A 24,228-nucleotide genomic window follows, 5' to 3' on the forward strand; every position below is an offset into this window, starting at 1 on the left:
TCCTGGCCCTATTTTATCCCTGAAAATCCATCATCAGGAATTATAGAAATCACTGGCAGATTGTACAAACTGGTGAAAAGCTTCTGTAATTTCTTTTGAATGCTTATGGGTAAGCGGAAATGGAACCATATGAGAGTATTCAAACGGGAAATCTTTGATTTCAATGTCTATATTAATATTCCTGTAGCCGCCCTGCAGTGTATTTAATGCTTCTATCGGAGGCGCAACACTGTCTTTTTCCAACACATAGGCTTTAATCTGAGATTGGATTTCCTGAATTCTTTCCTCTCTTTCCCTCTGAAAATAATTGTAGCGGAGCATTTTCTTGAACCAACTTTCCTGTGGATGTAAATCTTCATTCTGATAATGTTTCAGACGTGGATCCGATTTAAAATCAGAACTCAGCAATTCCGTAAAAACAGACTGCATTTTCACAGTGGCCTGAGTATCCATGATGTATTTGGAGATCGGAAACATCCTGTCGATCGTCATTCCTCCACAAAAACAGAATACTTTTGATTGGGTAAAATAATAATGGGGATCAGCCATTTTGATAATTAACGCAAGAAATGATCCTATAGAATAGCCAAATAAATCCAGATTTGCTTCTGGAGAAATACTTTTGATTTTACCCTTTTTAATATCCTTTACCACTTCTGTGATATCAGAATAGGTTTGGAGGCCGGACCAGAAAATTCTTTGAGGATGAGCTTCCAGTCTGGAACTTATGGCAGCATTCACATAAGAGTAATTCATGTTTTCCGGATACTTTTTCTTCCTGAAATGAACGACTTCCATCATATGGTGACGGTCACTCCAGATAGGATCTGCACGGTCCATATGAAATGCAATAGGAAATAAAATGATGGCCTTTTGTGTTCTTTGAGCCAGTTCATAGGCCCATGGCAGGTATTTATCCCATTTCTTTTCATTCAGTCCATGAAAGAAAAACAAAGCTCCTTCGGCTGTTTCTATATCTGCCCGCTTCAGGATATGATATTCAAATCTTTTATTGCATTCAATATCAAAATCTTTGATATCTACAGCGGGTTGGTTGTACAAGAGATAACCATTTTTGTTGATTTCGAGTGTTTGCTGATGTTTGTTGCAATGTTGATTTTCTGAGCCGTAAAGAAGGTCACAAACCTTCGATTCAAAAGGGATTGATTCAAAGCTTAGATTCAATTCTTTAATTTCAACCCTGCCTTTTCCGGAATCAAAATGATTTTTCAAAACTTCATACAATTCATAATATTCCATAGCAAGACGATTGAAGGGTTCATATTTAAAACCATCAAGTTAGAGAATTATTGCGGTAATGGATTGATTTTTAAGGTTTAAATATATTCCAGGCATAAGAGAAATACAATAAACCCCGAAACAGTCTTATTCCGGGGCCGTGATATGGAGATTGATGATGATGTTTATTATTGAGTTTTTTGTATCCGATAATTTTTATTTCTTTTAACTATCTGTAATCTATTCTGTTAGATTCGGTGTCTTCAAGTTGTTTAACAATTGATTCAGGTATTTCATCACTGTCAATGGGAAAGCTGATGGAATCAGAAATAAAGGTTTTTCTGTCCGCTTTTCTGAAGATTTCAAACAAAGCAATCGGCTCCTGATTGAAGCTAATGCAGGTGCTTATGAAATGGATTTCGTGGAGCTTATAGTCCGGGTTTTTAAGTTTTTCTTTAATATCCTTTATCCTTGAAATGAAATGTCTCTGACGGATAAAAGTATTGCTGTTCATGATGATGAAAACATAATCAGAATAGGCTGTTACCTTTCCGAAATATTTATGGTGATCACCACCGCTTCTTTCAATAAAATATTCTCCGGTGGTTTCAGACTTGTAAATTTCCATGGCAGAGCGCCATATACGGTCTTCTTTTGCCATCAAAGGATTGTCGGGTAGATTCCTGTTGTAAGAATACCAGCAGCCTACTAAACGGTCTAAAAGTGTGGTATTCATATTGGCATTATTCATATCAATCCTCAGATCATTAAAATTGAATGCTTCCGTATTTGAATTTATAAAATCTATGTAATTGGAATACCCCAAAACCTTGACAATTAAACTCAGTTTGGCAAGGTTAGGTCTGCTTAAAACAGCATTGTCATTCTGTCTGAATTTTTTCAGTTTATTGATGATCAGATGTTCGTACAGATAATTCGTTCCCAGAAGATCTGGTTCTTTTTTGATCTCTTTTTCTGAATGATCATTGATAATCAGCTCATTCAGTTCATTGCTTATATAAGACCATTCAGTTTTGGTAACATCTTCCCAATGGTTTTTCTTTAAAAATTGCCGGCTTAAGAAATTCATGAGTTTCTCAAGATGCAGGATATCCTCCTTTTTCATGGTGTTGATTTGTAAGACTAATTTAAGACTTTTATCAAACCAAAAAAGATTTTTGAAAGACTTTTATATTGTGTAATCCATTGATATTTGAATAGAAAACAAAAATCAAAACAATGGAAACAAAAATGCTATTAGTAGATGAGTCCCTTTGGAACAGGATACAGGAGTTTTCTCTGGATGCTCCCGGTGTCGAGTTCCCTTTCTCAAGAAAACTCGCAAAAGAAGAACGCTGGAGTCTTGATTTCGCCAGAAAAGCAATTGAAGAATACAAAAAGTTCGTTTATCTCTGCTGTATTCTTCCGCATGGAGCTTCTCCAAGTAACATCGTTGACAAGGTTTGGCATATGCACCTGATCTACACCCAAAATTATTGGGAAGAATTCTGTCCCCACATCTTAAAAAGGCCACTTCATCATCATCCATCCAAAGGAGGCTCTGCGGAAAAAGAAAGACATCAGAACTGGTTTGAAGATACTTTAACAAGTTATCGGCAGATTTTCCGGCAAGAAGCACCCGAAGAAATCTGGAGAGAGAGTAGTAAAAAGTCAAAAGTACAATCCTGGCTGAAAAAAATGGCCTTCTTTGCTCCCATATTGGTGTTACTGCTTTTATTTTCGTGTACAGAAGGAGATGGTTTTTCCGGATTAATCGTCACAGGAGTTGTATTTGGGATTATTTTCATTCTGGGAACTATCGTTTCAATCATAGGAGATCAGGAAGTTTCTGACCCTAACAGAAAAGATAAGCAAAATAATGACGGAGGAAGTTGTGGCGGATCAAGCTGCAGCGGAGGTGGCGGTTGTGGAAGCGGCTGCGGTGGTTGTGGGGGATGCGGAGGCTGTGGAGGATAATAAAATTAATCATTATGAAAAAACTCATCATTCATTCACTGCCGGTAGTGATAAGTCTAATAGGGCTTATGGCAGTCCATCAGACATTTAATCCTGTTACTCTTAAAGGTCCAGACTTTCTGAGGTTCTATCTCATCCTGCTTCTCGGATTTTATGCTTCGCTTTTTATGCTGAATTTTTTGAAAGAAACCATTTCGGGAGCGACATTTTATTTCGCAGGATTTATTTTCTTGTTGGGAATTATCAAGCTTATCAGAGGTATCATGTTGGGAAAACCTGTTGGGTTTCTTGTTATGATCTTAATAGCAGAAGGTATTGTTACATTGATTTTTATCTCAGGTTATGTCAATGAAAACATAAAGTAAAATTTATTTTTAAAAACAAACCCGAAACAAAATGTTCCGGGCTTTATCATGTATTGTTGATATTAAATATCTTTCTTTTCTTCTTTTACAGGCTGATAGCCATATTTTCGAACCATAACGGAAGTCAGAACGACTAAAATAAGACTGATCGCGATATTGGAATTTTCCGGATGTACAATGGCCTGATAAAGATTATAACCGAAAATAGAGGATACAACAGCAATCAGAATATTGTTTACATAAGCGTACTGGTTTTTTGAAGATGTTTTCATAGTAGTATTTTTTTTTGTTATTTACTGAGTAAGTATGACAATTTAAAAAACGTTACAGAAAAATTTCAAAAAAATATTTTCTTTAAAAAAAAAACATCTCAACTACCCGAATCCCGAATCCCGCACCCCGTAACCCGAATCTCAAAAACTCTTACGAAATCACGCCGCTGCCGATCAGTTCCTCATCCATATACCATGAAGCAAACTGTCCTTCAGCAATAGCAGACTGAAGTTCATCAAATTCAATATAAAAAGCATTCTCAAACTGATACAGGGTTGCTTTCTGCAAAGGCTGTCTGTATCTGAATCTTGCCATTACTTCCATAGATCCTCCGTTCTGAAGTCTCAAATCTTCACGAACCCAGTGCAGTTCAGAATTATCTATTTTCAAAGCTTTTTTGTGTAGTCCCGGGAAATGGCTTCCTTCTCCTACGAAAAGGATGTTGTTTTCCATATCTCTGGAGATGATAAAACAGCTTTCTTTGTGGCCGCCTATACCAAGGCCTTTACTTTGTCCGATCGTGAAAAACTGGGCTCCCTGATGCTTCCCGATTACTTTTCCGTCAGATTTTTTATAATTGATTTTTCTTGATAAAAATTCAAGTTCTTCTTCTTTGGATGAGAATTCAGGTTTTTCTTCCGAAAATAAAGGAGAATCCTTGAAAATTTCTACAATCTCACCTTCATTAGGTTTCAATTGCTGTTGTAAAAACTGGGGAAGACTTACTTTTCCGATAAAACATAATCCCTGAGAATCTTTTTTATCTGCCGTTACCAGTCCGATTTCTTTTGCAATTTCTCTTACTTGAGGCTTTGTAAGTTCTCCAATTGGGAATAACGCTTTTGAAAGCTGATCCTGACTTAGCTGGCAAAGGAAGTAAGACTGATCCTTATTATTGTCTTTTCCGGCCAGAAGATGGAAGATTTCTTTACCGTTTTCATCAAAAGTAGAATTTACCCTTGCATAATGTCCTGTAGCAACTTTATCTGCGCCCAAAGACATGGCAGTCTTCATAAACACATCGAATTTTACTTCTCTGTTACACAATACATCAGGGTTGGGAGTTCTGCCTTTTTCGTATTCGGCAAACATATAGTCAACGATACGCTCTTTGTAAAGTTCACTCATGTCTATCACCTGGAAAGGAATTCCAAGCTTTTGTGCTACCATAAGGGCATCATTACTGTCCTCAATCCAGGGACATTCATCTTCAAGTGTTACGGAAGCATCGTTCCAGTTTCTCATAAATAAAGCCACTACCTCATGGCCTTGCTGCTGCAGCAAATACGCTGTAACACTAGAATCTACACCTCCGGAGAGGCCTACTACTACTTTCATTGTATTCAATTTTACGAAACTCTTAACGGGAGTTCTTAGTTTGATGCGGCAAAAATACAATTAAAAAATTCGTAAAAAAACCATAATTTTAAACATTGATAAAAACGATAGAGCTTTATGCTGTCTTTTTATCAACCCATCTGCAGATGGAAACAGATGTGAATATAATTGTAAGATCAAAAATATAACATATGAAAAAGTTTATTATTTCTATGATGCTGATAGCTTCAGGATCATTTTTTTCCCAAATTTCTGTAGGAGCGCCCGTACAGGAAAACAGCAAATGGACTTTTGGAGGAGGCATTGGATTGGGATTTGGAAGTAACAGCGCCTTTAATCTGTCCGCTTCACCAAGAGTAGGTTACAGGTTTACCAATGATTTTGAAGGCGGAGTAATTGGAAGTGTTTCGTGGCAGACTTCTGATTATTATAAATCTACCATGTTTGGAGTCGGTCCTTTTGTCAATTATTATTTTGCCAGATCATTTTATGTGGGAGCCAACTATCAGCATTATTTTGTTGATTACAAGGATAAATACTACGATTATAAATACAATACGGAAGAAAATGCATTATACCTTGGAGGAGGATATATGCAGCGGATCGGAAACAATTCCTTCATGCAGCTGGGTTTAATGTACAACGTGCTTTGGAAACAGAATTCCAGTGTATTTTCCAGCGGTCTGATCCCGAATATTGGTTTTGTGGTAGGACTTTAATATTTAATTTATCAATAGCAATGGGCCTTAGCCCGTTTAATCAGAAACCAGAATTCATTCGGCTTCAGCTAAAGCTTATAAAACAAAAATCCCCGGGAAACTTCCCGGGGAATTTTTATTTGAAATTAAATTATTTATTTAATTAAGATTGAGAAGACTTTTCAGCCGATTTTTTCGCTTTCTGCGTTTTCCCGATCAATCCGTCTTTTGCTTCATTAAGATCAAGAACTACGGTTTCTCCTTCGCTCAATTGCTTGTTTACCAGCATTTCTGCCAATAAGTCCTCAATATACTTCTGGATCGCACGTTTCAATGGTCTTGCTCCGAAATCTTTATCCCATCCTTTTTCAGAAATAAAGTCTTTTGCTTCTTCAGTAAGATCTACTTTATATCCTAATTTTTCAAGTCTGCCATAAAGTTTATTCAGCTCAATATCAATGATTTTCTTGATATCATCCTGTACAAGAGAGTTGAAGATCACAATATCATCAATTCTGTTTAAGAATTCCGGTGCAAACGCTTTCTTAAGGGCATTTTCAATCGTACTTCTTGCTCTAGAGTCTGAAGTAGTTTTCTTCGCAGAAGTTCCGAATCCTACACCGTCTCCAAAGTCTTTAAGATCTCTTGTTCCGATATTTGAAGTCAGAATAATGATGGTATTTCTAAAATCAATTTTTCTTCCTAAACTGTCTGTAACGTGTCCTTCATCCAAAATCTGCAACAGAATATTGAATACATCCGGGTGAGCTTTTTCAATCTCATCCAAAAGAACCACTGCATAAGGTTTTCTTCTTACCGCTTCTGTCAGCTGACCACCTTCTTCGTATCCAACGTATCCCGGAGGCGCACCAACCAATCTCGATACCGCGAATTTCTCCATGTATTCACTCATGTCAATTCTGATCAGTGATTCATCGGATTCGAATAGTTCTCTTGCCATTACTTTTGCCAATTCGGTTTTACCAACCCCGGTTGTTCCAAGGAAAATAAAGGTACCAATAGGGCGGTTAGGATCTTTAAGACCTGCTCTGTTTCTTTGAATAGCTTTCACTACTTTCTTCACAGCATCTTCCTGACCGATCACTTTTCCGTTCAGCTTCTCATCCATTTGGGCAAGTTTGTCAAGCTCGTTCTTACCGACTTTCGTTACAGGAACTCCGCTCATCATAGAAACTACTTCCGCTACATTTTCTTCCGTTACGGTTTCTTTTTTCTCTTTTACATCCTTATCCCATTTTTCCTGAGCAGCATTCAGTTCCATCTGAAGACGTTCTTCTTCATCTTTCAGCTTTCTTGCTTCAAGATAGTCCTGAGCTTTTACAGCTTTCTGTTTCAGTTCTTTGATCTCTTCGATTTTCTTTTCAAAATCAATGATTTCTGTAGGAACTTTCATGTTTTTAATATAAACACGGGATCCCGCTTCGTCCATAGCATCAATCGCTTTGTCCGGAAGGAAACGGTCTGTAATATATCTTGATGTCAGATTGACACAAGCCAGAATTGCCTCCGGAGTATAGATGACATTATGATGCTCTTCATATTTATCTTTGATCTGATTCAAGATCTGAACAGTTTCATCAATAGAAGTAGGTTCCACCATTACTTTCTGGAATCTTCTTTCTAAAGCTCCGTCTTTTTCAATATACTGACGGTATTCATCCAGGGTAGTTGCCCCGATGCATTGAATTTCACCTCTTGCCAAAGCCGGTTTGAACATATTGGAAGCATCTAAACTTCCCGTAGAACTTCCTGCTCCTACAATCGTATGAAGCTCATCAATAAATAGGATGACATCTCTGTTTTTCTCCAGTTCTGTCATAATCGCCTTCATTCTTTCCTCAAACTGACCACGGTACTTAGTTCCGGCAACTAAACTTGCCAGGTCTAAAGTGATGACACGTTTTCCGTAAAGAACTCTCGACACTTTTTTCTGTTGAATTCTTAGTGCTAACCCTTCAGCAATGGCAGATTTACCAACTCCAGGCTCCCCGATAAGAAGTGGGTTGTTTTTCTTTCTACGTGATAAAATCTGAGAAACTCTCTCAATTTCTTTTTCACGACCAATCACTGGGTCCAGTTTTCCATCCCTTGCCAAAGAAGTAAGATCTCTACCAAAGTTATCCAATGTAGGGGTTTTACTTTTTGCAGAACCTAGATTTCCTGTAGGTTTTCTCATTTGCTCAAATTCCTCTCTCTCATCATCATCATCGTAAGCGCTCATCTGAGGAGACTGTCCTGAATTTTTAAGCATTGTCTGGTACTCTCTTGAAACTCCTTCGTAGTCGATGTCATAAGCTCCCAGAATATTTGAAGTAGGGTCCTCATATTTATAAAGAATACCTAAAAGCAGGTGAACGGTATTAATTTCATTGCTTTTATATTGACGGCATTCTAACTCTGCACGTTTAATGGCATGGTCTGCCATCTTGGTGAAAGAAATATTGGTAACCTCTTCAGAAATAGGATTAAGACTTGCTGTATTTAAAGTTTCAATTTTTCTTCTGATTTGTGTTAAATCCGCATTAAGGTTTTGAAGGATTTCTTTTGCAGAGTTTTCCGTTTTTATAATACCTAAAAGTAGATGTTCTGTATTAAGAAATTCACTTTTCAGCCTTTTAGCTTCGCTTTTGCTTTGTTTGAACACCTGGCTCAAACCTTGTGAAAACTTATAATCCATAATATATCTCATTAGAACAAAGGCAACATTACCTTTTATTCATTATCTAAATTACAAATATTTTACCAAAAATCAATTAATGACTTTATGGCAGAAAAAAATTTATTATCTTATTGAAAATGATTAAGTTTGTAACCTTAAATTTTCCCCATGAATACTGAAATTACTAATTACATCGGCTATTCTGCTTCTCTTTTTATCGTATTGAGTTTCATACTGAAAGATGTAAGAAAAATCAGAGTGGTCAACATGATTGGCTGTTTTTGTTTTGTCATTTATGGTATCTTTAATGGAATGCTTTGGCCGGTTATTATACCCAACGGACTTATTTGTTTCATTCAGATTTATTATTTAATACTAGACAAGAAAGATTGATGAGGAAAAAAATTATTACTTCTGCTTTTAGTAATCTGTATACTGACCAACGGATAGAGAAGGTGTGCAAAACCCTTTTTGATAACGGATATTCCATAGAATTGATCGGTAACGACTGGGAAGGAAATGAAAAAATGGAGCGTCCTTATCCCTTTTCCAGAATAGGATTGAAGTCTAAAAGTTTAAAGACCGCTTATTTTGAGTTCAACTGGAAATTATACCAAGAGCTGAAGAAAAAAGCGGACAAAGATACGATCCTTCATGCCAATGACATCGATGCACTTCTGCCAAATTATCTCATTGCCAGAAAACTGAACATTCCGTTAGTCTTTGACAGCCATGAAATTTTCACGGAAATGCCATCGGTTCAGAACAGATTTTCTCAGAAATTCTGGAGAGTGCTGGAAAGAAAGCTGGTCCCTCATATGGAACTGATGATGACCGAAAGTGAAAGCTATGCTGAATGGTTTCATGAACAATATAATGTTAATCCGGTAGTGGTTAGAAATATTCCGAGAAAAATTCTTTCTGCACCGGAAATTCCTGAAAATCATCCTAAAATTATTTTGTATCAGGGAGCAATCAATCAATCCAGAGGAATAGAAAAGATGATTGTTGCCATGCATCATATTAAAGATGCTGTCCTGAAAATTGCAGGGGATGGTCCGAAGAAAAAAGAATATGAGGAACTTGTTATTCAGGAAAAGCTTCAGGATAAAGTATTTTTCCTGGGTAAACTGAAGCCGGAAAACCTCAGGGAAATAACCAAAACTGCTGATGCAGGATTCAGTCTTGAAGAAAATAATGGGGTAAGCTACTATTATTCGCTTCCTAATAAAGTTTGTGACTATATCCAATCGAGAGTACCACTTGTCATGATTAATTTCCCGGAGATGCAAAGGATAAAAAATCAGTTTGATGTAGGAGAAATTATTCCAGATCATCAGCCTGAAACCATTGAGAAAGCAGTCAATCTTATTCTTCAGCGAGGAAGACAGCATTACCAAAGCGAATTAAATAAGGCAGCAGACGTATTTTGCTGGGAGAATGAAGAGACGAAAATCCTTCAACTTTTTGAAAAAGCATCCTGTAAATAATTTTTACAAAATTGGTTATCTTTGCAAAAGAAATTTGATTTAAAATGACCATTAAAGAAAAACAGCAGGAAATAATAGATGAATTCGCTTTTCTTGAAGATTGGGAGCAAAAGTATGAGTACATCATTGATCTTGGAAAAGAGCTGAAAGGCTTGGCTGAAGATAAGAAAACAGAAGAAAATCTGATTAAAGGCTGCCAGAGCAAAGTTTGGATTGATGCTGAATTTAAAGATGGGAAGCTTTTCTTTAATGCAGATTCTGACGGTATTCTACCCAAAGGGATCGTTTCTCTTTTAGTAAGTATTTACAGTGGACATTCCACTCAGGAAATCCTGGATTCTGATTTTGATTTTATCGGAGAAATAGGACTACAGGAATTTCTTTCACCTTCCAGAGCTAACGGGCTTATGGCGATGACCAAGCAGATCAAGTTTTATGCAGTTGCTTACCAACTGAAATCATAACCGTGACCAGAATTTTAGCATATCGTTTTTCCGCATTCGGAGATGTTGCGATGACTGTACCTGTTTTCAGAGAATTTCTGGAGCAGAACCCCGGTGTGGAAATTATTATGGTCTCCAGGAAAAATTTTGAGGCTTTGTTTGCTGGAATTTCCAATGTAACTTTTAAGGGAATTGATCTGGATGACTACAAAGGTCTTTTCGGATTGAGAAAACTGAGTAACGAACTGATCCGGGAATTTAATCCGGATTGTATTGCCAACCTCCATGATGTAATCCGAACCAAGGTTTTAGACAGAATATATAGAAGAAAAGGGCTTAAAGTTTTTAAAATTAATAAAGGCAAAGAAGAAAAAGAACATCTTACGGATATCTGGAATCTGGAAAAGGTACAGCTGAAAAAAACAGTGGAACGTTATGCTGATGTCTTTCGTGAAATGGGATTCAAAGTTGAACTTTCTCATCAATTAAGACCGGTTTCAGAACAAAAATCAGGAATTGGGTTTGCTCCTTTTGCCCAGCATAAAGGAAAAATGCTTCCTTTGGAGAAATCCTATGAACTGGTAAGGATTCTGGCTCAGAAACATACAGTATATTTCTTTGGAGGAGGAAAAAAAGAAACGGAAACCCTTGAAAAGTGGGCAGAAGAGATTCCTAATACAAAAAACCTTGCCGGAACATTAAACCTTACAGAAGAACTCAGTCATATTGCCGGGCTGGAACTGATGATATCCATGGATTCTGCCAATATGCACCTTGCAAGTCTTGTAGGAACACGATGTGTTTCTATTTGGGGAGCTACTCATCCATATGCAGGATTTTTAGGATTCGGGCAGAGTGAAGAAGATGTTGTTCAGGTAAAAGACCTGAGCTGCAGGCCGTGTTCGGTTTTTGGAGATAAAGAATGTTACAGAGGCGACTGGGCATGTCTTGAAGAATTTAATATTCAAGGCGTGATAGACAGGGTTAATTTTTAAAAATAATCTTGACCATCTCATTAGCTTTAGCTTTATCAGAGTGGGTTTTTTCTAAAATTTCCTTTCTCTTTTCAGTATCATGATACTCTTTTTCAGCTGAGGTTACAATGTGTTGGCGAATTTCATTCATATCGGACCCAAACAGGCATACACTCTTCAAAACACGATCATCTGTGATATTTTCGTTGATAATGACAAAACGGCTGTTGTAAAGCGTATTAAACAGCTTCACCTTGGTTCCGGAATTCTGGTAAGAAATCAAAATATTGCCATGGGCATCTTCCAGAAGGCTATAAAGATTTTCTGTGGTTTGAATAGGAGTGAGGCTGATATTTTCAACTTCTGAAATTTTCCTTTTCATGTCTTCACTGGCACGATCGGAGGCTACAACCAGTTGATATTGCGGAAGCGTTTTAAATAAACCGATAGTCTCATTTAATGCTCTTTTATTGTCTGCAGTGCTGAGGTCTCCATGAAAAAGAAAATACTTTCCATTGGTGTCCAATTCCTTTACCGATTCATTACCGTGAAAGATATGTATCAGGTGTGCATTTTCCGAATAGGTTTCTACTTCACTATATTCCTTTTCAGACAGACAGAATACAGCTTCAAATTTCTTTAAAAGTTTTTTCTGATATCCGGAATACTTTAAAGATTCAATTTTATAGATGATCTTTTTAAATAGGTTCTTCTCAGACACAGAGAGACCTTTATAATACTCTGATTCGTTATTATGATAACGGAGGTAGAGTTTGTGGTCATTCTCTCTCAAAAACCGTATAATTTGGGTGGTTTGTAAGCCTTCGAACAATATGGGAGCTTTGTCCTTCTCCAGATTTTTAAGCAGGCCTTCAGAATCTCTGATAGCAGCAGCAAAAGGTGTTGCTGAGAAATAGAGGAGTGGATTCTTTTTCTTTTGATAAAAAAATACATTTTCCGTAATCTCTTTGACTTCCGGATCTATCTTATGAGGGATTTGATCTACAAAACAGTGCAGGTGAATTTTTATTCCAAGATCAGATAAGGCCTTGATTTTATAGTACACATCAATAATCCCACCGTAAGAAGGAGGATAAGGATAATTGAATGATATGATGTGGAGCTGCTTCACGCCTGGCGAATTCAATTGCAGGCAAAGGTATATAAATATTAGGAAAAGTGGAGGAGAGGCTTTATAAATTGCTTAGGGGTAAAATAAAAAAATCTCCCAGAAATCTGAGAGATTTTTTGTGGGTCCTGAGGGATTCGAACCCCCGACCCTCTGGGTGTAAACCAGATGCTCTGAACCAACTGAGCTAAGAACCCGAATTTTTTTGAAAGGTTTCGTTTCCTTTTCTGTGGGTCCTGAGGGATTCGAACCCCCGACCCTCTGGGTGTAAACCAGATGCTCTGAACCAACTGAGCTAAGAACCCTCTAGACTTGTTCTCTTGTTTAGAGTGGTGCAAATATACGACTTATTCTTTAATCTCCAAATTTTTTTCCAAAAAATCTCCCACTACAAAGTTGCTTCCGCCGATAAAAATCATTTCTTCATTTGTACATCGTTCTTTTGCAGAGAGATACGCTTCCTGAACGGAATCAAAAATTTTATAAAAAATTTTCGCCTCCTGAAGCAGATTTTCGTAATCTTCCGGATGTCTTCCCCTATTGATGGATGGTTTTGCAAAATAAAACTCAGAATTTTCAGGAAGTAATTTCATCACATCATCTATTTTTTTATCGTTCACAAACCCCAAAATAACATGCTTGTGTCTGTTAATTGAATTTAATTGTGAAAAAACATACTCTAAACCTGCCTGATTGTGTCCCGTATCACAAATCGTAAGCGGATGTTGTGAAAACTCGAACCAGCGGCCAATAAATCCTGTATTCTGATGAACATGAAGCAATCCGTTTTCAATATCTTCATCAGAAATAGGTACTCCAAGTTTTTTTAATTCTTCTACCGCAGCTAAGACCACTCTGATATTCTTTTTCTGGTAATTTCCTTTCAGATCAGATTCAAGGTTGGTATTTATAAGAGTTGCATCTATAAACGGAGCATTTTCTTTCGTTGCTTTCTCCTGAATGATATTTCTAACGGCTTCGTTCTCATCACCGGAAATAATCGGGATATTGCCTTTAATTATTCCGGCTTTCTCAGTGGCAATTTCTTCAATGGTATCTCCAAGAATATTCTGATGATCCAGCTGAACATTGGTAATTGCCGAAATCAATGGTTTGATAATATTCGTGGAATCCAGTCTCCCTCCCAATCCCACTTCAATAATGGCAAAATCTACCTGCTGCTGATAAAAATATTCAAAAGCCATGATGGTGGTAAATTCGAAGAATGAAGGCCGGATATCTTCCGGAATCGTTTTCAGTTTTTGAATAAAATCAAAGACAAATTCTTTATTACAGTTTTTTCCATTCACCTTTATTCGCTCTGTGAAGTCGATAAGGTGTGGAGAATTGTATAATCCGGTTTTATAACCAGCCTCCTGAAGAACTGATGCCAGCATATTGCTTGAAGAACCTTTTCCATTGGTGCCGCCAATATGAATACACTTTATTTTATCCTGAGGATTTCCAAAGAAAGCACAAAGCTTTGTTATATTATCAAGTCCAGGTTTATAAGCCTTCTGTCCATCTATCTGATAGTTGGGCATCTGTACGAAAAGCCAGTCGATAGCTTCCTGATATTGTTCATTTGTCATGGTGCAAAATTCCCAAAAGTTTTTTTAAAATAAAATATAATTTTTCAATCTGTAACTTTTTTATATTTAATTCGTCTAATATTGAAAAATCTTAATATGAAATCGCTGTGATTTACATGGTATAGTACTCATGAAGATAACACGATTCCATATGACCATTAAAAACAAATAAACATATACATATGAAAAAAGTTTGGATCATCGTTTTTGGATTAGGTTATCTGGGTTTAAGCGCTCAGAAAAAATGGTCCTTAAAAGAATGTGTAAGCTATGCAGTGGAGCATAATCTTCAGGTTATCCAAAATCAGTATAACAAACAAAACCAGGAATATAATCTTAAAGCAGCCCAAAAAGAATATTTACCATCTGTATCGGGGAGTATGACGAATGGGGTGAGTTTCGGGCAAGGGTCATTAGGAGCGGGAAGTTTTAGAAACGATAGATTCAATAACAGTGTTGGCCTGGGAGCCGATATTTTGCTCTATAATAATGGAAGATTAGAGAAAAATGTACGAAAAGCCCAGTTTGATGTAGAAGCAAGCCAATATGACATTGAAACCATTAAAAATGACATCTCTCTTCAGATTGCTCAACAATATCTGACTGCCTTGTTGAATAAGGAGATCGTTAAAATCTCTCAGAGTGCTGTGGATAATGCCCAGAAACAGTTTGACAGAGCTAAGATCACAACTCAGGTTGGAACAACTGCCCAGACTGTTTTAGCTGAGGCTGAAGCTGCGCTGGCAAGAGAGAAACAAAACCTTAAAACGGCAGAAGTAAATGTTGGACGTGCTTTATTTGCCATCGCTCAGCTATTACAGCTTTCCGATTATAAAGGTTTCGACGTGGAAGATGTAAATGTTCCGGAAAAACTTGACTTACAGCTTAATACTGTAGATGAAGTGCTTACAACGGCCTATGAGATACAACCGCAGATCAAAGCAGCCGAAAGCAGGATAAGATCTGCCGAAGCACAAACTGAAGTAACCAAAACAGCATTCTGGCCTACATTAACAGCTAGTGCTGGTCTTAACACTTTCTATAACAGACAGTTTGATCCTATGCCAGGTACTGTGCAGGGAAATTTTTTTGAACAATATAAAGACCAGTTCGGACAAAACGTAGGGCTATCACTGAATATTCCTATCTTTAATAAAGGGAAAACAAAACTTCAGGTAGAACAGTCTAAGGTAAATGAGAGTATAGCCAAAATTACGTTAGAACAACAAAAACAGACCGTAAGACAAAACGTACAGAAAGCTCAGTTTGATGCTGATGCCAATTATGAAACCTATCTGTCTGCCGTAGAAGCAGAAAAAAGTTCGAAACTGGCTCTTGATTTTGCAGATAAAAGTTATGCTGCCGGAAGAACAACTATATATGACGTCAATGTGGCGAGAAATAATTATGCAAATGCACAGGGATCAGTAGCGCAGGCAAAATATAATTATCTTTTTAGTCTTAAACTATTGAATTTCTATGCAGGAATTCCATTAAGTTTGTAAAATGCCAATTCAATCATTAGAAAAATACTTACCTCAAAATACACTTAAATATTTAAGAATCTGGTTTGCAGATTACTATATACATATAAAGGTTACAAGAAACAGAAATTCAAAACTGGGAGATTACAGAAAACTTCCGGACAATTCTCATGAAATTACGGTAAATTCTACCCTTACCCCGCAGCTTTTTTTCTTTGTACTGACTCATGAGCTTGCCCACCTGATTGCTTTCGAAAAATATGGACGAAGAATCTCACCCCACGGCAACGAATGGAAAGAAACTTTCAGAAATATGCTCCTGGAAAGTCTTGAAATTTATGATGAAGAACTCAAACCTATCATCATCAAATTTTCAAAATCACCCAAAGCCAATTTCATGGCAAGCCCCGATCTGGTAAGATATTTCCATACTGAGAAACAGGATGATACTCTTCAATTTATCGAGGAACTTAAAAAGGGAGAATTTTTTATGTACCGCAACGAAAAGTATTTATTAGAAGGTCTGGTTAAAAAAAACTATCTTTGTAAGAACCTGGCTACTGGAAGGAAGTATTCTTTCAAGCCTTTAGCGAGGGTAGAAAAATGTAGCTAAGAATGTCAAAATCAGATAGATATTGCGTTATTATGGCGGGAGGAATCGGAAGCCGGTTCTGGCCTATGAGCACGCAGAAATTTCCAAAACAGTTTCAGGATATTTTAGGAACCGGGCGTACGATGATTCAGCAAACCTATGACCGAATCAGCAAGGTAATTCCTAAAGAACAGATATTCGTGATTACGAATAAAGAGTATGTTCCTGTTTCCCATCAGCAGCTTCCGGAAATTCCTGAAGAGAATATTGTGGGCGAGCCGTTGATGAAGAATACAGCCGCTTGTAATCTGTATATGGCTAACAAAATTGCTGAGATTAATCCGGATGCAACCATGATTGTATTGCCGGCAGATCATCTGATCCTTAAAGAGGACGTATTTCTGGAAAAAGTGGAGCTGGCATTTGAGGTAGCTTCACAGCATGATTATCTGGTAACACTAGGAATAACGCCCACAAGACCTGATACAGGGTATGGCTATATTCAGTTTGTAGAAAAAAAAGGATCTGAATATTTTAAAGTAAAAACATTCACAGAAAAACCTATCCTTGAAATTGCCCAAAGCTTTTTGGAAAGTGGCGATTTCCTTTGGAATGCAGGAATTTTTGTATGGAATGTGAAAAGTATTCACCATGCTTTTGATCTCTATCTTCCTGAGATGATGCAGCATTTTATGGCTTGTGAGTACAATTCAGAAAAAGAAAACAGCTGTATTGAAACCATTTATCCGAAGGTTCAGAAAATCTCTATTGATAACGGGATTTTAGAAAAAGCAAAGAATGTTTATGTGATTCCTTCAGATTTAGGATGGAGTGATCTTGGTACATGGACTTCCGTTTATGAAAATACAGAAAAAGATAAAGACGGGAACGCTGTAAAACTGAAACATTTACTTTCTTATAATTCAAAAGGAAATATCATCCGTTTAAAGAATAATAATAAAGCAGTGATCATTGATGGCCTTGAAAACTACATAGTTGTAGATACAGATAAAGCGCTTCTTATCTGCCCGAGGGATAACGATCAGCTCATTAAAGATTATGTTCTTGACTTAAAAAACTTTAAGAAGGGCGAGAAGTTTATGTAATATTTGGTATATTTTCTGCTGATTTTTAAATTATGATTAAAACTGCAACCCGATTTACAATTCTTACATTTTTACTTTTGGGAGTCTTAGGATTTGCTCAGGAGAAGAAAAAGTTTTCAAGTATTCCTGCTGTTTTGCAGCAGATCAGCCCCGGTAATAAGGTAGATTCATGGGTGTTGGTATACAACAGCTATGGGAAAGGTCAGGAAATAAAGATTTCGGGTAAGGTAAATTATACTCCTCAATTCTCAGGATTCAATCTTTTCCCTAGTGAAGACAGCTTTTATTATATCGCTTATTCGGAAGGAGGTAAAGTAAATTACGTTACGGATGTTGAAGGACTGAAGAAGTTTGTAGACAGAATTGATAATGCTCAGGAAGCCGCTATTGTATTAGCCGCTGACGGATATATGGTCGATGAGGAGTTTAAGGACCTTGCAGGTAATTATCATGAAGATAAGTTGAATTACTATCTGGACCTTGGAAAACTCACCTCAAAGGAATGTCCATACCAGAAAACACATTATACAGTCACCGTAAATAAATCTACAGGTGCTGTAAGTAATGTAAAAGACAATGGAACTTATATTGAGCTTTACAATAAAAAATGTGCTAATAACCCGAGATTGTTGAAAATCGAAAAAAAAGAAGAACCAAAGAAAGATGAGCCCAAAAAAACACCCAAGCGCAGATAATACCTATGAGACTGAGCGATTGATCCTTCGCCCTATGTCCCGTGAAGACAAAGATTTTGTCTTTGAACTTTATAACAGACCCAAATTCATTCAACATATCGGCAACCGCAATGTGAATTCCATTGAAGATGCTGAAAATTATATCCTCAACAGATTTGCCCCACAGATTGAAAGGCTGGGATTTGGAAACTATCTTTTAGTAACCAAAGACGGAAATGAAAAAGTAGGCGCAGTAGGAATCTTCGAAAGGGAAGGGCTTGATATTGTGGATATCGGATATTCTTTACTGGAAGAGTTCGAAGGTAAAGGATATGCCTACGAAGCAGCTCAGAAGGTGAAATCTATCGGGATGGATGATTTTGGATTAACGAAAATATCTGCCATCATTTCAAAAGATAATATTTCTTCCCAAAAACTGATTGAAAAACTAGGGCTGAGGTTTAAAAAACACGTCATACTTCCTGGTGAAACAGAAGAGTTAAATTATTACGAAACAGAATAATAAATCTATAAAAAAAATATTTTCACAAATAACACAATAATGTATCTGTGTTATTTGTGAAAATATTTGTGATATCTGTGTTTTAAAAAAAGTTATCCCTCCAGAATCTGCTCAGCAGCAGTCTTTGACGTTACTTTTTCAATCACTCTTGTACAAACTCCATTTTCATCAAAGATAAAAGTGGTTCTTACAATTCCCATATACGTTTTTCCAAACGTTTTTTTCTCCTGCCATACCCCAAATTTTTCAATGATATCACGGTTTTCATCTGCGATAAGATCATAAGGAAATGCGAATTTGCTATGGAAGTTTTTCTGTTTTTTTACTGTGTCACCACTTACTCCCAGTAATTGAAATCCTGCTTTTTCAAGCTTAGCATAATTATCGCTCAGGTTGCAGGCTTCCACTGTACAGGTTGGTGTATTCGCTTGCGGATAGAAGAAAACGACCAGTTTTTTTCCAATTAATTTTGATGAGGTTACTGTTTCTCCGTCTTGATTGAATCCTTCAAATTCAGGTAATTTATCTCCAACTTTCAGCATAATGATTTAATTTTGTTCAAATTTAAGGCATACATGACAAAAAAACAAAGAGCTGAGCTCGTTCAGATAGAACTGGAAAAATTATATCCCACCACACCTATTCCATTAGACCATACCGATCCCTATACATTGATGGTTGCCGTAGCACTTTCGGCACAAACTACAGATAAAAAAGTAAATCAGGTTACTCCCGAACTTTTTGCGGTAGCAGGAACTCCCCAAAGAATGGCCAGGCTCGAAGAATTTGAAATCAAAGAATTGATCAAAGAAATAGGATTATCCAATACAAAAGCTAAAAACCTGAAGAAAATGGCTGAACTTCTGTTGGAAAGGCATAATGGCATTGTTCCACAGACTTATGAGGAATTGGAAGCACTTCCGGGCGTAGGGCACAAGACGGCTTCTGTTGTTATGAGCCAGGGATTTGGATTTCCTGCTTTTCCGGTAGATACCCACATTCACCGTCTGATGACACAATGGAAACTTACTTCCGGAAAAAATGTAGTGGAAACAGAACGTGACGCCAAAAAATTATTTCCTGAAGAAGTATGGAACAAGCTTCACCTTCAGATCATTTTTTATGGTAGAGAATATTCTCCGGCAAGAGGAAAAGGAGAGAAGGATTTTATTACGAAAATGATGTTTGAGAAATAATATTCTAGATATCTTCGTAATTTCAACCATGTCAAGGTTCAAAACCTTGACATGGTTTTGCATAAAACCGATGTTGAAATCGCTGGCAAAGGCACTTCGTTCAGCAAAAACAATTATTTTGTAGCTGAGTGAAACGCCCTTGCGAACTAATAGAAAATGCAACAATTACTTTGTGATCGTTGCGTTATTTTAATTTTTATTGATGGATTAAATGTCCAATAACCTTCTATGATAATTAATCTGTCCCAAATGGTAATCCAGATGAGCAACCAGATGAATCAGGAAGTAATCTGTGGTCATTTTGCTTTCAAAAACAACCAAAGGGTATTCTTTTTTAAGATCTTCTTCAGACAATTTCAGCAGAACAGAATCTATCATCGCAATGGTGGCTTCTACTTTTTCAATAAGTTCAGCTCTTGGAACATCTTTTGATGAAAACTCAAGCTCACGATGCCTTACGTAACCCGTATTTCCAAGCTGTGCTCCTATAAAGTGATTGATATTTCCCACCAGATGAAGGGTTAGATTACCTGCAGAATTGGAAATGTTTTTATCAATCTTCCAAAGGTTTTCTTCACTCTGATAGGCTTCTATCTCTGTTTTTAATTTATTTAAATCCCTGTTGAAAAGAGATCTTAGGCTTTCTGTGATCATATCAATTTTGTTTATTTAGAAGAATGAAATAAAAAAGGGTACTTCGTTCAATCGGTACCCTTTTTTATTAATATAATTTTATTTTTGTTTTTTGGCCCAAAGCTCCATTTTTCTGTTCAGAACATCCAAAGGAAGACATCCCTGGCTCAATACTTCATCATGGAAGCTTGCCAGATTGAATTTATTTCCAAGCTCTTTCTGATATTTTTCTCTCAGCTCACGGATTCTTAAAGATCCTATTTTGTAACCTAAAGCTTGTCCAGGCATTGCCATATATCTTTCTACTTCTGCAGTGGCTGATCCCTCGTCGTAAGAAATATTGCTTAGGAAATACTTGATCGCGTCTTCACGTGACATTTTTCCGGTATGAAGTCCCGTATCTACTACCAGTCTTACCGCTCTCAGCATCTGATCGCTCAGGTAACCCATCTTCTGATAAGGATCTGTGTATAAACCAAACTCAGGACCTAAAGTCTCACAATAATGAGCCCATCCTTCTCCATAAGCCCCAAACCATCCGAATCTCATGAACTTAGGAAGTTTCGTGTTCTCCTGTTGTAAAGAAACCTGATAGTGATGCCCTGGAATGGCTTCATGAAGGAAAAGAGATTCCATTCCTGAAGTAACATTGAATTGAGTAGGGTCAGGAAGCGGAACATAAAAGATACCCGGTCTTTTCCCATCCGGAGTCCCCGGCATATATTCTGCACTGGCACTTGCCTCTCTGAATTTCTCCGTCTGTCTGATCTCAAACTTTGTTTTTGGAGTCACATTGAACATAGTCTTCAGCTTCGGAGTGATTTTCGTTAAAATACCATTAAATGCATTCAAAACCTCTTTAGAAGTCTTATAAGGCATCGCTTTTGGATCTGTTTTTACAAAAGTGATAAACTCCTCTAGAGTTCCTGTAAAGCCTACCTGTTGTTTTACTTTTTCCATTTCTGCACGAAGCATGGCTACCTGCTGAAGTCCTATTTTATTAATTTCTTCAGGAGATTTCTTAGTGGTTGTCCAGCTTTTTACATAATAGTTGTAGATCTCGTTTCCGTTAGGAAGACTGTTGTATCCGTCTGTATCTCTCGCTTTCGGAAGGTACTCTTTTTCTAAGAATGTTCCCATTTTAGTATAAGCCGGAATGATTTTTTTGATGATAATATCCTTGTAAAGAGCTGAAAATTTATCTTTCTGAGCTTGAGGTAAGCTTTTGGGGAATTTTCTTATAGGGCCATAGAAAATATTCTTTTCCATATCGGAAGTAGTAATTTCCTCTGCTCTCATCTGAGGAATCATCTTGACAACCAGTTTTTTAGGAAGTACTACTTTATTGTTGATTCCTTCACGGAAATTATCCGTAGCTGCATTCATCCATTCGGGAAATTTTTCCATTCTTTTCAGCCAGTCGCTGTAGTCTTTTTCTGTTTTAAAAGGCTGGTTTCCTTCTCCGCTTCCATACAATGGGAACGTAAGCGGAAGTCCTCCAAATTGAGTAAAAGGAATATATTCAGGATGATAGGCATAGGCCTCAGTTTTATCTTTTAAAGTATAATCCAATACATCATACACCACTTTATCTTCATCAGAAAGACTCTTGTAATCTACATGTTCCAGCTGTTTCTGTACAGAATTGTAGAACGCTACCTCTCCTGAGATAAAATCTTTATCAATATTGATGGGAAGCTGATCATTATATCTCGTATCTCCTTGTGCTGTAGCATCTAAAGGATATAGTTTAAGATACTGCTCATAATAGTTGGAAGCGATAGAATCCAGGTTGCTGGGTGTCACTTTTGTGAGGGGAGAATCCGACTTTTTGCAGGAAGCAAGACCTATCATCAATCCCAACCCAAGAATACTTTTTGATAAAATGTTTTTCATTTTCAGAATCTTTATGAAAACAAAAGTAAGTATTATTAGGATATTCAGACTTATCGTATACATTGATTTTAAAAAAAATATTTTCAAAATCCTTTTAACTTTGAATCAATTTTTTATCTTTGTCTAAAACGTTTAACAATCATATTATTACAGTTCTTTTTTAAGAAAAAATGAAAGGGATTTTAAAAATTTACCATCCGGACGAGACGCTAAAATACAATATCAGAAATACCTATTGTAAGGCAGTTTACAGCAACCAGCAACACTTTTTAGAGGTTGAAGTGATTACGGATGACAGTTTGGATCACGTAGATGATGATTCATTACAGTACAACTTTCCGCAGCTTTCACTTGAAGTGTTCGATTTTCCTATTGAATCGGCGGAAATAGAAGGAAAAACCATCATCATCAATGACTCTGATGAAGAAACCTATACTGAAGTAGACCTTTTCGATGACGAAGATGCCTACATCTATGACAATGAGCTTCTTTTTCATAGAAATGAAGAAGGAGAGCTTCAGGTGATCTGGAAAGGAACTATTGATGATTTCTATACCGGATCCGATACGCCGATCCCTTTTAGATTAAAATGCGAATTTAAGCAAGATGATATTGAGGTAGGCGAAGACTAAAAGTCGCTTCTATCTTTTTCATACCGGATTTCTTTTCAAAATTATTTTTGGAAAGAAATTTGCTGTTTGTAAAATTGTAACAAAATTTAAGTTGTTTTTAAGCAATTTTTAAGAGTTCAATTCATAATATTCTCCTACATTTGTCGTTGAAATTTAATAAAATTTACATTTAATGCTGTTAACGGAACTTTCTCAGATTTTATTTGCACAAATCGCTACCCCTGCAGTTGCTGCAGACAACTTAGAGTTCTCATTCTGGAAGATTATGTTCCATGGAGGAGCTTTCGCTAAAATAGTGATGGTCACTGTATTACTATTGGGAGTGTTTTCTCTATATCTGTTTTTTGAAAGATTTTTCTTTATCAAAAGGCTGACATCAAAAACAGATTCCAACTTCATGAACAATATCGAAGACTTCATCAAGGCAGGAAAAATAGATGCAGCAGCAGATTACTGCAAAACCCAGAACTCTCCTGAAGGAAGAATTTTAGAAAAAGGAATTTCAAGATTAGGACGTCCTGTTTCTGATATTGTAAGTGCTATGGAATCCCAGGCACAGGTAGAGGTTGCCAATATGGAAAAAAACCTGAACCTTTTGGCTGTAGTACCGAGTATCGCACCCATGTTGGGACTTTTAGGTACAGTAATCGGGATGATTATTGCTTTCTTTAATCTTTCCCACGCAACAGGATCTTTCTCTCCGAAAACACTTTCAGAAGGGATCTATACCGCTTTAGGACAGACCGCTGTAGGTTTGGCTGTAGCGATTCCTGCTAACTTCTGTTATAATATTCTATTGACAAGGATTGATAAATTTGTCCTGAAAGCTCAGAATATGTCAGGAGAATTTTTAGACCTTATCAACAAACCTTTATAAATCTTTCTTACGATGAAAATTCAAAGAAGAAATAAAGCAAATCCGGAATTCAGTTTAGCAGCGATGACAGACGTTATCCTGTTGATGCTGATTTTCTTTATGATCACTTCTTCAGCTGCCAATCAAAGCGCTATTGATGTGAATCTGCCGAAAGCCGGAGCCGTTGACGATAATATTCCAAATCCTGTGACAATAAGCATCAAGCCGGATGGCTCATTCTTTGTGGATGATAATCCTGTAAATAGAGGAGAACTGGAGAAAACTATTGTAGATAAATTAGCCAGCCAGCCCAATAAATCATTTACGATCAGAGCTGATGAAAACACATTGCATAAAGATGTTGTTTTTGTGATGGAAATTGCTGAAAAATATAAATTTAACATTGCCATTGCAACCGTTAAAGATAAATAACAGACC

At 36.9% G+C, this 24,228-nt stretch carries 26 protein-coding genes and 2 tRNA genes; 16 read left to right on the forward strand and 12 right to left on the reverse strand.

The window, feature by feature from the left end; all coding sequences use genetic code 11:
• Positions 1 to 33: 33 nt before the first annotated feature.
• A complete protein-coding gene (locus DDF69_RS04035) occupies positions 34 to 1,260 on the reverse strand; it encodes a DUF6051 family protein (protein WP_114819641.1) in 1,227 nt (408 codons plus the stop codon).
• A gap of 208 nt (positions 1,261 to 1,468) precedes the next feature.
• Entirely contained in the window at positions 1,469 to 2,365 is an 897-nt protein-coding gene (locus tag DDF69_RS04040; protein ID WP_114819642.1) for a hypothetical protein, read from the reverse strand.
• 113 nt (positions 2,366 to 2,478) lie between these two features.
• Here DDF69_RS04040 and DDF69_RS04045 point away from each other — a divergent pair, with 113 nt between their 5' ends.
• Both DDF69_RS04045 and DDF69_RS04050 read left to right on the forward strand, forming a co-directional pair.
• Entirely contained in the window at positions 2,479 to 3,216 is a 738-nt protein-coding gene (locus tag DDF69_RS04045) for a glycine-rich domain-containing protein (protein ID WP_114819643.1), read from the forward strand.
• Between the two features lie 14 nt (positions 3,217 to 3,230).
• A complete protein-coding gene (locus tag DDF69_RS04050) occupies positions 3,231 to 3,581 on the forward strand; it encodes a hypothetical protein (protein WP_228411918.1) in 351 nt (116 codons plus the stop codon).
• 62 nt (positions 3,582 to 3,643) lie between these two features.
• On the opposite strand, the gene DDF69_RS04055 is transcribed toward DDF69_RS04050, so the two are convergent.
• Together DDF69_RS04055 and mnmA are read right to left on the reverse strand one after the other, a co-directional pair.
• Complete coding sequence (locus DDF69_RS04055) at positions 3,644 to 3,853, reverse strand: hypothetical protein (RefSeq protein WP_114819644.1); 210 nt, start codon at positions 3,851 to 3,853, stop codon at positions 3,644 to 3,646.
• Between the two features lie 151 nt (positions 3,854 to 4,004).
• Positions 4,005 to 5,192, reverse strand: coding sequence for a tRNA 2-thiouridine(34) synthase MnmA (gene mnmA / locus DDF69_RS04060; protein ID WP_114819645.1), 1,188 nt, complete (start codon positions 5,190 to 5,192; stop codon positions 4,005 to 4,007).
• A gap of 191 nt (positions 5,193 to 5,383) precedes the next feature.
• Between mnmA and DDF69_RS04065 the strand changes: the two genes are divergently transcribed.
• On the forward strand, positions 5,384 to 5,911 hold the full coding sequence (locus DDF69_RS04065) for a hypothetical protein (RefSeq protein WP_114819646.1): 528 nt from the start codon (positions 5,384 to 5,386) through the stop codon (positions 5,909 to 5,911).
• 142 nt (positions 5,912 to 6,053) lie between these two features.
• Here the strand turns inward: DDF69_RS04065 and DDF69_RS04070 are convergent, their stop codons facing one another.
• The gene (locus tag DDF69_RS04070; RefSeq protein ID WP_114819784.1) at positions 6,054 to 8,588 is read right to left on the reverse strand and encodes an ATP-dependent Clp protease ATP-binding subunit; all 2,535 of its coding nucleotides are present in this window, start codon (positions 8,586 to 8,588) and stop codon (positions 6,054 to 6,056) included.
• A gap of 150 nt (positions 8,589 to 8,738) precedes the next feature.
• Here DDF69_RS04070 and DDF69_RS22255 point away from each other — a divergent pair, with 150 nt between their 5' ends.
• Genes DDF69_RS22255 through DDF69_RS04090 form a run of 4 tightly spaced genes read left to right on the forward strand, consistent with a single transcriptional unit; the run spans position 8,739 to position 11,498 of the window.
• Positions 8,739 to 8,963: a hypothetical protein gene (locus DDF69_RS22255; protein ID WP_047426537.1), complete on the forward strand. Its 225-nt coding sequence runs from the start codon at positions 8,739 to 8,741 to the stop codon at positions 8,961 to 8,963.
• On the forward strand, positions 8,963 to 10,060 hold the full coding sequence (locus tag DDF69_RS04080) for a glycosyltransferase (protein ID WP_114819647.1): 1,098 nt from the start codon (positions 8,963 to 8,965) through the stop codon (positions 10,058 to 10,060). The genes DDF69_RS22255 and DDF69_RS04080 overlap by 1 nt, the downstream gene beginning before the upstream one ends.
• A gap of 44 nt (positions 10,061 to 10,104) precedes the next feature.
• Entirely contained in the window at positions 10,105 to 10,524 is a 420-nt protein-coding gene (locus DDF69_RS04085) for a SufE family protein (RefSeq protein ID WP_062672886.1), read from the forward strand.
• Between the two features lie 50 nt (positions 10,525 to 10,574).
• Positions 10,575 to 11,498 carry a glycosyltransferase family 9 protein gene (locus DDF69_RS04090; RefSeq protein ID WP_114819785.1) on the forward strand — a complete coding sequence of 308 codons (924 nt, stop codon included), beginning with the start codon at positions 10,575 to 10,577 and terminating at the stop codon, positions 11,496 to 11,498.
• Here the strand turns inward: DDF69_RS04090 and DDF69_RS04095 are convergent.
• The 4 genes from DDF69_RS04095 to DDF69_RS04110 all read right to left on the reverse strand — a co-directional run bounded on the left by DDF69_RS04095 (position 11,488) and on the right by DDF69_RS04110 (position 14,198).
• A complete protein-coding gene (locus DDF69_RS04095) occupies positions 11,488 to 12,609 on the reverse strand; it encodes a hypothetical protein (protein ID WP_114819648.1) in 1,122 nt (373 codons plus the stop codon). The two genes, DDF69_RS04090 and DDF69_RS04095, sit on opposite strands and share 11 nt — an antisense overlap.
• A 119-nt stretch (positions 12,610 to 12,728) precedes the next feature.
• Positions 12,729 to 12,803 (reverse strand) — tRNA-Val (locus DDF69_RS04100).
• Between the two features lie 33 nt (positions 12,804 to 12,836).
• A tRNA-Val gene (locus DDF69_RS04105) sits at positions 12,837 to 12,911 on the reverse strand.
• 42 nt (positions 12,912 to 12,953) lie between these two features.
• The gene (locus DDF69_RS04110) at positions 12,954 to 14,198 is read right to left on the reverse strand and encodes a bifunctional folylpolyglutamate synthase/dihydrofolate synthase (RefSeq protein ID WP_114819649.1); all 1,245 of its coding nucleotides are present in this window, start codon (positions 14,196 to 14,198) and stop codon (positions 12,954 to 12,956) included.
• A gap of 182 nt (positions 14,199 to 14,380) precedes the next feature.
• Here DDF69_RS04110 and DDF69_RS04115 point away from each other — a divergent pair, with 182 nt between their 5' ends.
• The 5 genes from DDF69_RS04115 to DDF69_RS04135 are packed head-to-tail and all read left to right on the forward strand — an operon-like array spanning position 14,381 to position 18,577.
• The gene (locus tag DDF69_RS04115) at positions 14,381 to 15,703 is read left to right on the forward strand and encodes a TolC family protein (RefSeq protein ID WP_114819650.1); all 1,323 of its coding nucleotides are present in this window, start codon (positions 14,381 to 14,383) and stop codon (positions 15,701 to 15,703) included.
• Between the two features lies 1 nt (position 15,704).
• The gene (locus DDF69_RS04120; RefSeq protein ID WP_114819651.1) at positions 15,705 to 16,295 is read left to right on the forward strand and encodes a SprT-like domain-containing protein; all 591 of its coding nucleotides are present in this window, start codon (positions 15,705 to 15,707) and stop codon (positions 16,293 to 16,295) included.
• A gap of 2 nt (positions 16,296 to 16,297) precedes the next feature.
• Positions 16,298 to 17,380, forward strand: coding sequence for a mannose-1-phosphate guanylyltransferase (locus tag DDF69_RS04125; protein WP_228411920.1), 1,083 nt, complete (start codon positions 16,298 to 16,300; stop codon positions 17,378 to 17,380).
• A gap of 32 nt (positions 17,381 to 17,412) precedes the next feature.
• Positions 17,413 to 18,075, forward strand: a complete 663-nt coding sequence (locus tag DDF69_RS04130) for a hypothetical protein (protein WP_114819653.1) — start codon at positions 17,413 to 17,415, stop codon at positions 18,073 to 18,075.
• Positions 18,044 to 18,577, forward strand: coding sequence for a GNAT family N-acetyltransferase (locus DDF69_RS04135; protein WP_114819654.1), 534 nt, complete (start codon positions 18,044 to 18,046; stop codon positions 18,575 to 18,577). The genes DDF69_RS04130 and DDF69_RS04135 overlap by 32 nt, the downstream gene beginning before the upstream one ends.
• A gap of 92 nt (positions 18,578 to 18,669) precedes the next feature.
• On the opposite strand, the gene bcp is transcribed toward DDF69_RS04135, so the two are convergent.
• The gene (gene bcp / locus DDF69_RS04140) at positions 18,670 to 19,119 is read right to left on the reverse strand and encodes a thioredoxin-dependent thiol peroxidase (RefSeq protein WP_114819655.1); all 450 of its coding nucleotides are present in this window, start codon (positions 19,117 to 19,119) and stop codon (positions 18,670 to 18,672) included.
• Between the two features lie 33 nt (positions 19,120 to 19,152).
• Between bcp and nth the strand changes: the two genes are divergently transcribed.
• Positions 19,153 to 19,773, forward strand: a complete 621-nt coding sequence (nth, locus tag DDF69_RS04145) for an endonuclease III (RefSeq protein WP_114819656.1) — start codon at positions 19,153 to 19,155, stop codon at positions 19,771 to 19,773.
• 207 nt (positions 19,774 to 19,980) lie between these two features.
• On the opposite strand, the gene DDF69_RS04150 is transcribed toward nth, so the two are convergent.
• Both DDF69_RS04150 and DDF69_RS04155 read right to left on the reverse strand, forming a co-directional pair.
• Positions 19,981 to 20,427, reverse strand: a complete 447-nt coding sequence (locus tag DDF69_RS04150) for a DinB family protein (RefSeq protein ID WP_185144312.1) — start codon at positions 20,425 to 20,427, stop codon at positions 19,981 to 19,983.
• 78 nt (positions 20,428 to 20,505) lie between these two features.
• Positions 20,506 to 22,302, reverse strand: coding sequence for a DUF885 domain-containing protein (locus DDF69_RS04155; RefSeq protein WP_114819657.1), 1,797 nt, complete (start codon positions 22,300 to 22,302; stop codon positions 20,506 to 20,508).
• A 170-nt stretch (positions 22,303 to 22,472) separates the two neighbouring features.
• Here DDF69_RS04155 and DDF69_RS04160 point away from each other — a divergent pair, with 170 nt between their 5' ends.
• From DDF69_RS04160 to DDF69_RS04170, 3 genes are all read left to right on the forward strand, one after another.
• Positions 22,473 to 22,934, forward strand: a complete 462-nt coding sequence (locus tag DDF69_RS04160; protein ID WP_114819658.1) for a hypothetical protein — start codon at positions 22,473 to 22,475, stop codon at positions 22,932 to 22,934.
• 172 nt (positions 22,935 to 23,106) lie between these two features.
• The gene (locus tag DDF69_RS04165; RefSeq protein WP_114819659.1) at positions 23,107 to 23,811 is read left to right on the forward strand and encodes a MotA/TolQ/ExbB proton channel family protein; all 705 of its coding nucleotides are present in this window, start codon (positions 23,107 to 23,109) and stop codon (positions 23,809 to 23,811) included.
• Between the two features lie 12 nt (positions 23,812 to 23,823).
• Positions 23,824 to 24,222 (forward strand): ExbD/TolR family protein, encoded by a 399-nt coding sequence (locus DDF69_RS04170; RefSeq protein ID WP_114819660.1) that lies wholly within the window; start codon positions 23,824 to 23,826, stop codon positions 24,220 to 24,222.
• The last annotated feature ends 6 nt before the right edge of the window (positions 24,223 to 24,228 follow it).

Source organism: Chryseobacterium sp. KLBC 52, from assembly GCF_003347605.1.
Classification (GTDB): domain Bacteria; phylum Bacteroidota; class Bacteroidia; order Flavobacteriales; family Weeksellaceae; genus Chryseobacterium.

Excerpts from the sequence above, each read along its gene's own strand:
- DDF69_RS04055 (WP_114819644.1), bottom strand. The coding sequence starts at position 3,853 with ATGAAAACATCTTCAAAAAACCAGTACGCTTATGTAAACAATATTCTG.
- DDF69_RS04040 (WP_114819642.1), bottom strand. The coding sequence starts at position 2,365 with ATGAAAAAGGAGGATATCCTGCATCTTGAGAAACTCATGAATTTCTTA.
- DDF69_RS04110 (WP_114819649.1), bottom strand. The coding sequence starts at position 14,198 with ATGACAAATGAACAATATCAGGAAGCTATCGACTGGCTTTTCGTACAG.
- DDF69_RS04115 (WP_114819650.1), top strand. The coding sequence starts at position 14,381 with ATGAAAAAAGTTTGGATCATCGTTTTTGGATTAGGTTATCTGGGTTTA.
- DDF69_RS04070 (WP_114819784.1), bottom strand. The coding sequence starts at position 8,588 with ATGGATTATAAGTTTTCACAAGGTTTGAGCCAGGTGTTCAAACAAAGC.
- DDF69_RS04155 (WP_114819657.1), bottom strand. The coding sequence starts at position 22,302 with ATGAAAAACATTTTATCAAAAAGTATTCTTGGGTTGGGATTGATGATA.
- DDF69_RS04135 (WP_114819654.1), top strand. The coding sequence starts at position 18,044 with ATGAGCCCAAAAAAACACCCAAGCGCAGATAATACCTATGAGACTGAG.
- bcp (WP_114819655.1), bottom strand. The coding sequence starts at position 19,119 with ATGCTGAAAGTTGGAGATAAATTACCTGAATTTGAAGGATTCAATCAA.
- mnmA (WP_114819645.1), bottom strand. The coding sequence starts at position 5,192 with ATGAAAGTAGTAGTAGGCCTCTCCGGAGGTGTAGATTCTAGTGTTACA.
- DDF69_RS04065 (WP_114819646.1), top strand. The coding sequence starts at position 5,384 with ATGAAAAAGTTTATTATTTCTATGATGCTGATAGCTTCAGGATCATTT.
- DDF69_RS04165 (WP_114819659.1), top strand. The coding sequence starts at position 23,107 with ATGCTGTTAACGGAACTTTCTCAGATTTTATTTGCACAAATCGCTACC.
- DDF69_RS04160 (WP_114819658.1), top strand. The coding sequence starts at position 22,473 with ATGAAAGGGATTTTAAAAATTTACCATCCGGACGAGACGCTAAAATAC.
- DDF69_RS04045 (WP_114819643.1), top strand. The coding sequence starts at position 2,479 with ATGGAAACAAAAATGCTATTAGTAGATGAGTCCCTTTGGAACAGGATA.
- DDF69_RS04035 (WP_114819641.1), bottom strand. The coding sequence starts at position 1,260 with ATGGAATATTATGAATTGTATGAAGTTTTGAAAAATCATTTTGATTCC.
- DDF69_RS04090 (WP_114819785.1), top strand. The coding sequence starts at position 10,575 with ATGACTGTACCTGTTTTCAGAGAATTTCTGGAGCAGAACCCCGGTGTG.
- DDF69_RS04170 (WP_114819660.1), top strand. The coding sequence starts at position 23,824 with ATGAAAATTCAAAGAAGAAATAAAGCAAATCCGGAATTCAGTTTAGCA.
- DDF69_RS04080 (WP_114819647.1), top strand. The coding sequence starts at position 8,963 with ATGAGGAAAAAAATTATTACTTCTGCTTTTAGTAATCTGTATACTGAC.
- DDF69_RS22255 (WP_047426537.1), top strand. The coding sequence starts at position 8,739 with ATGAATACTGAAATTACTAATTACATCGGCTATTCTGCTTCTCTTTTT.
- DDF69_RS04150 (WP_185144312.1), bottom strand. The coding sequence starts at position 20,427 with ATGATCACAGAAAGCCTAAGATCTCTTTTCAACAGGGATTTAAATAAA.
- nth (WP_114819656.1), top strand. The coding sequence starts at position 19,153 with ATGACAAAAAAACAAAGAGCTGAGCTCGTTCAGATAGAACTGGAAAAA.
- DDF69_RS04050 (WP_228411918.1), top strand. The coding sequence starts at position 3,231 with ATGAAAAAACTCATCATTCATTCACTGCCGGTAGTGATAAGTCTAATA.
- DDF69_RS04125 (WP_228411920.1), top strand. The coding sequence starts at position 16,298 with ATGTCAAAATCAGATAGATATTGCGTTATTATGGCGGGAGGAATCGGA.
- DDF69_RS04120 (WP_114819651.1), top strand. The coding sequence starts at position 15,705 with ATGCCAATTCAATCATTAGAAAAATACTTACCTCAAAATACACTTAAA.
- DDF69_RS04085 (WP_062672886.1), top strand. The coding sequence starts at position 10,105 with ATGACCATTAAAGAAAAACAGCAGGAAATAATAGATGAATTCGCTTTT.
- DDF69_RS04130 (WP_114819653.1), top strand. The coding sequence starts at position 17,413 with ATGATTAAAACTGCAACCCGATTTACAATTCTTACATTTTTACTTTTG.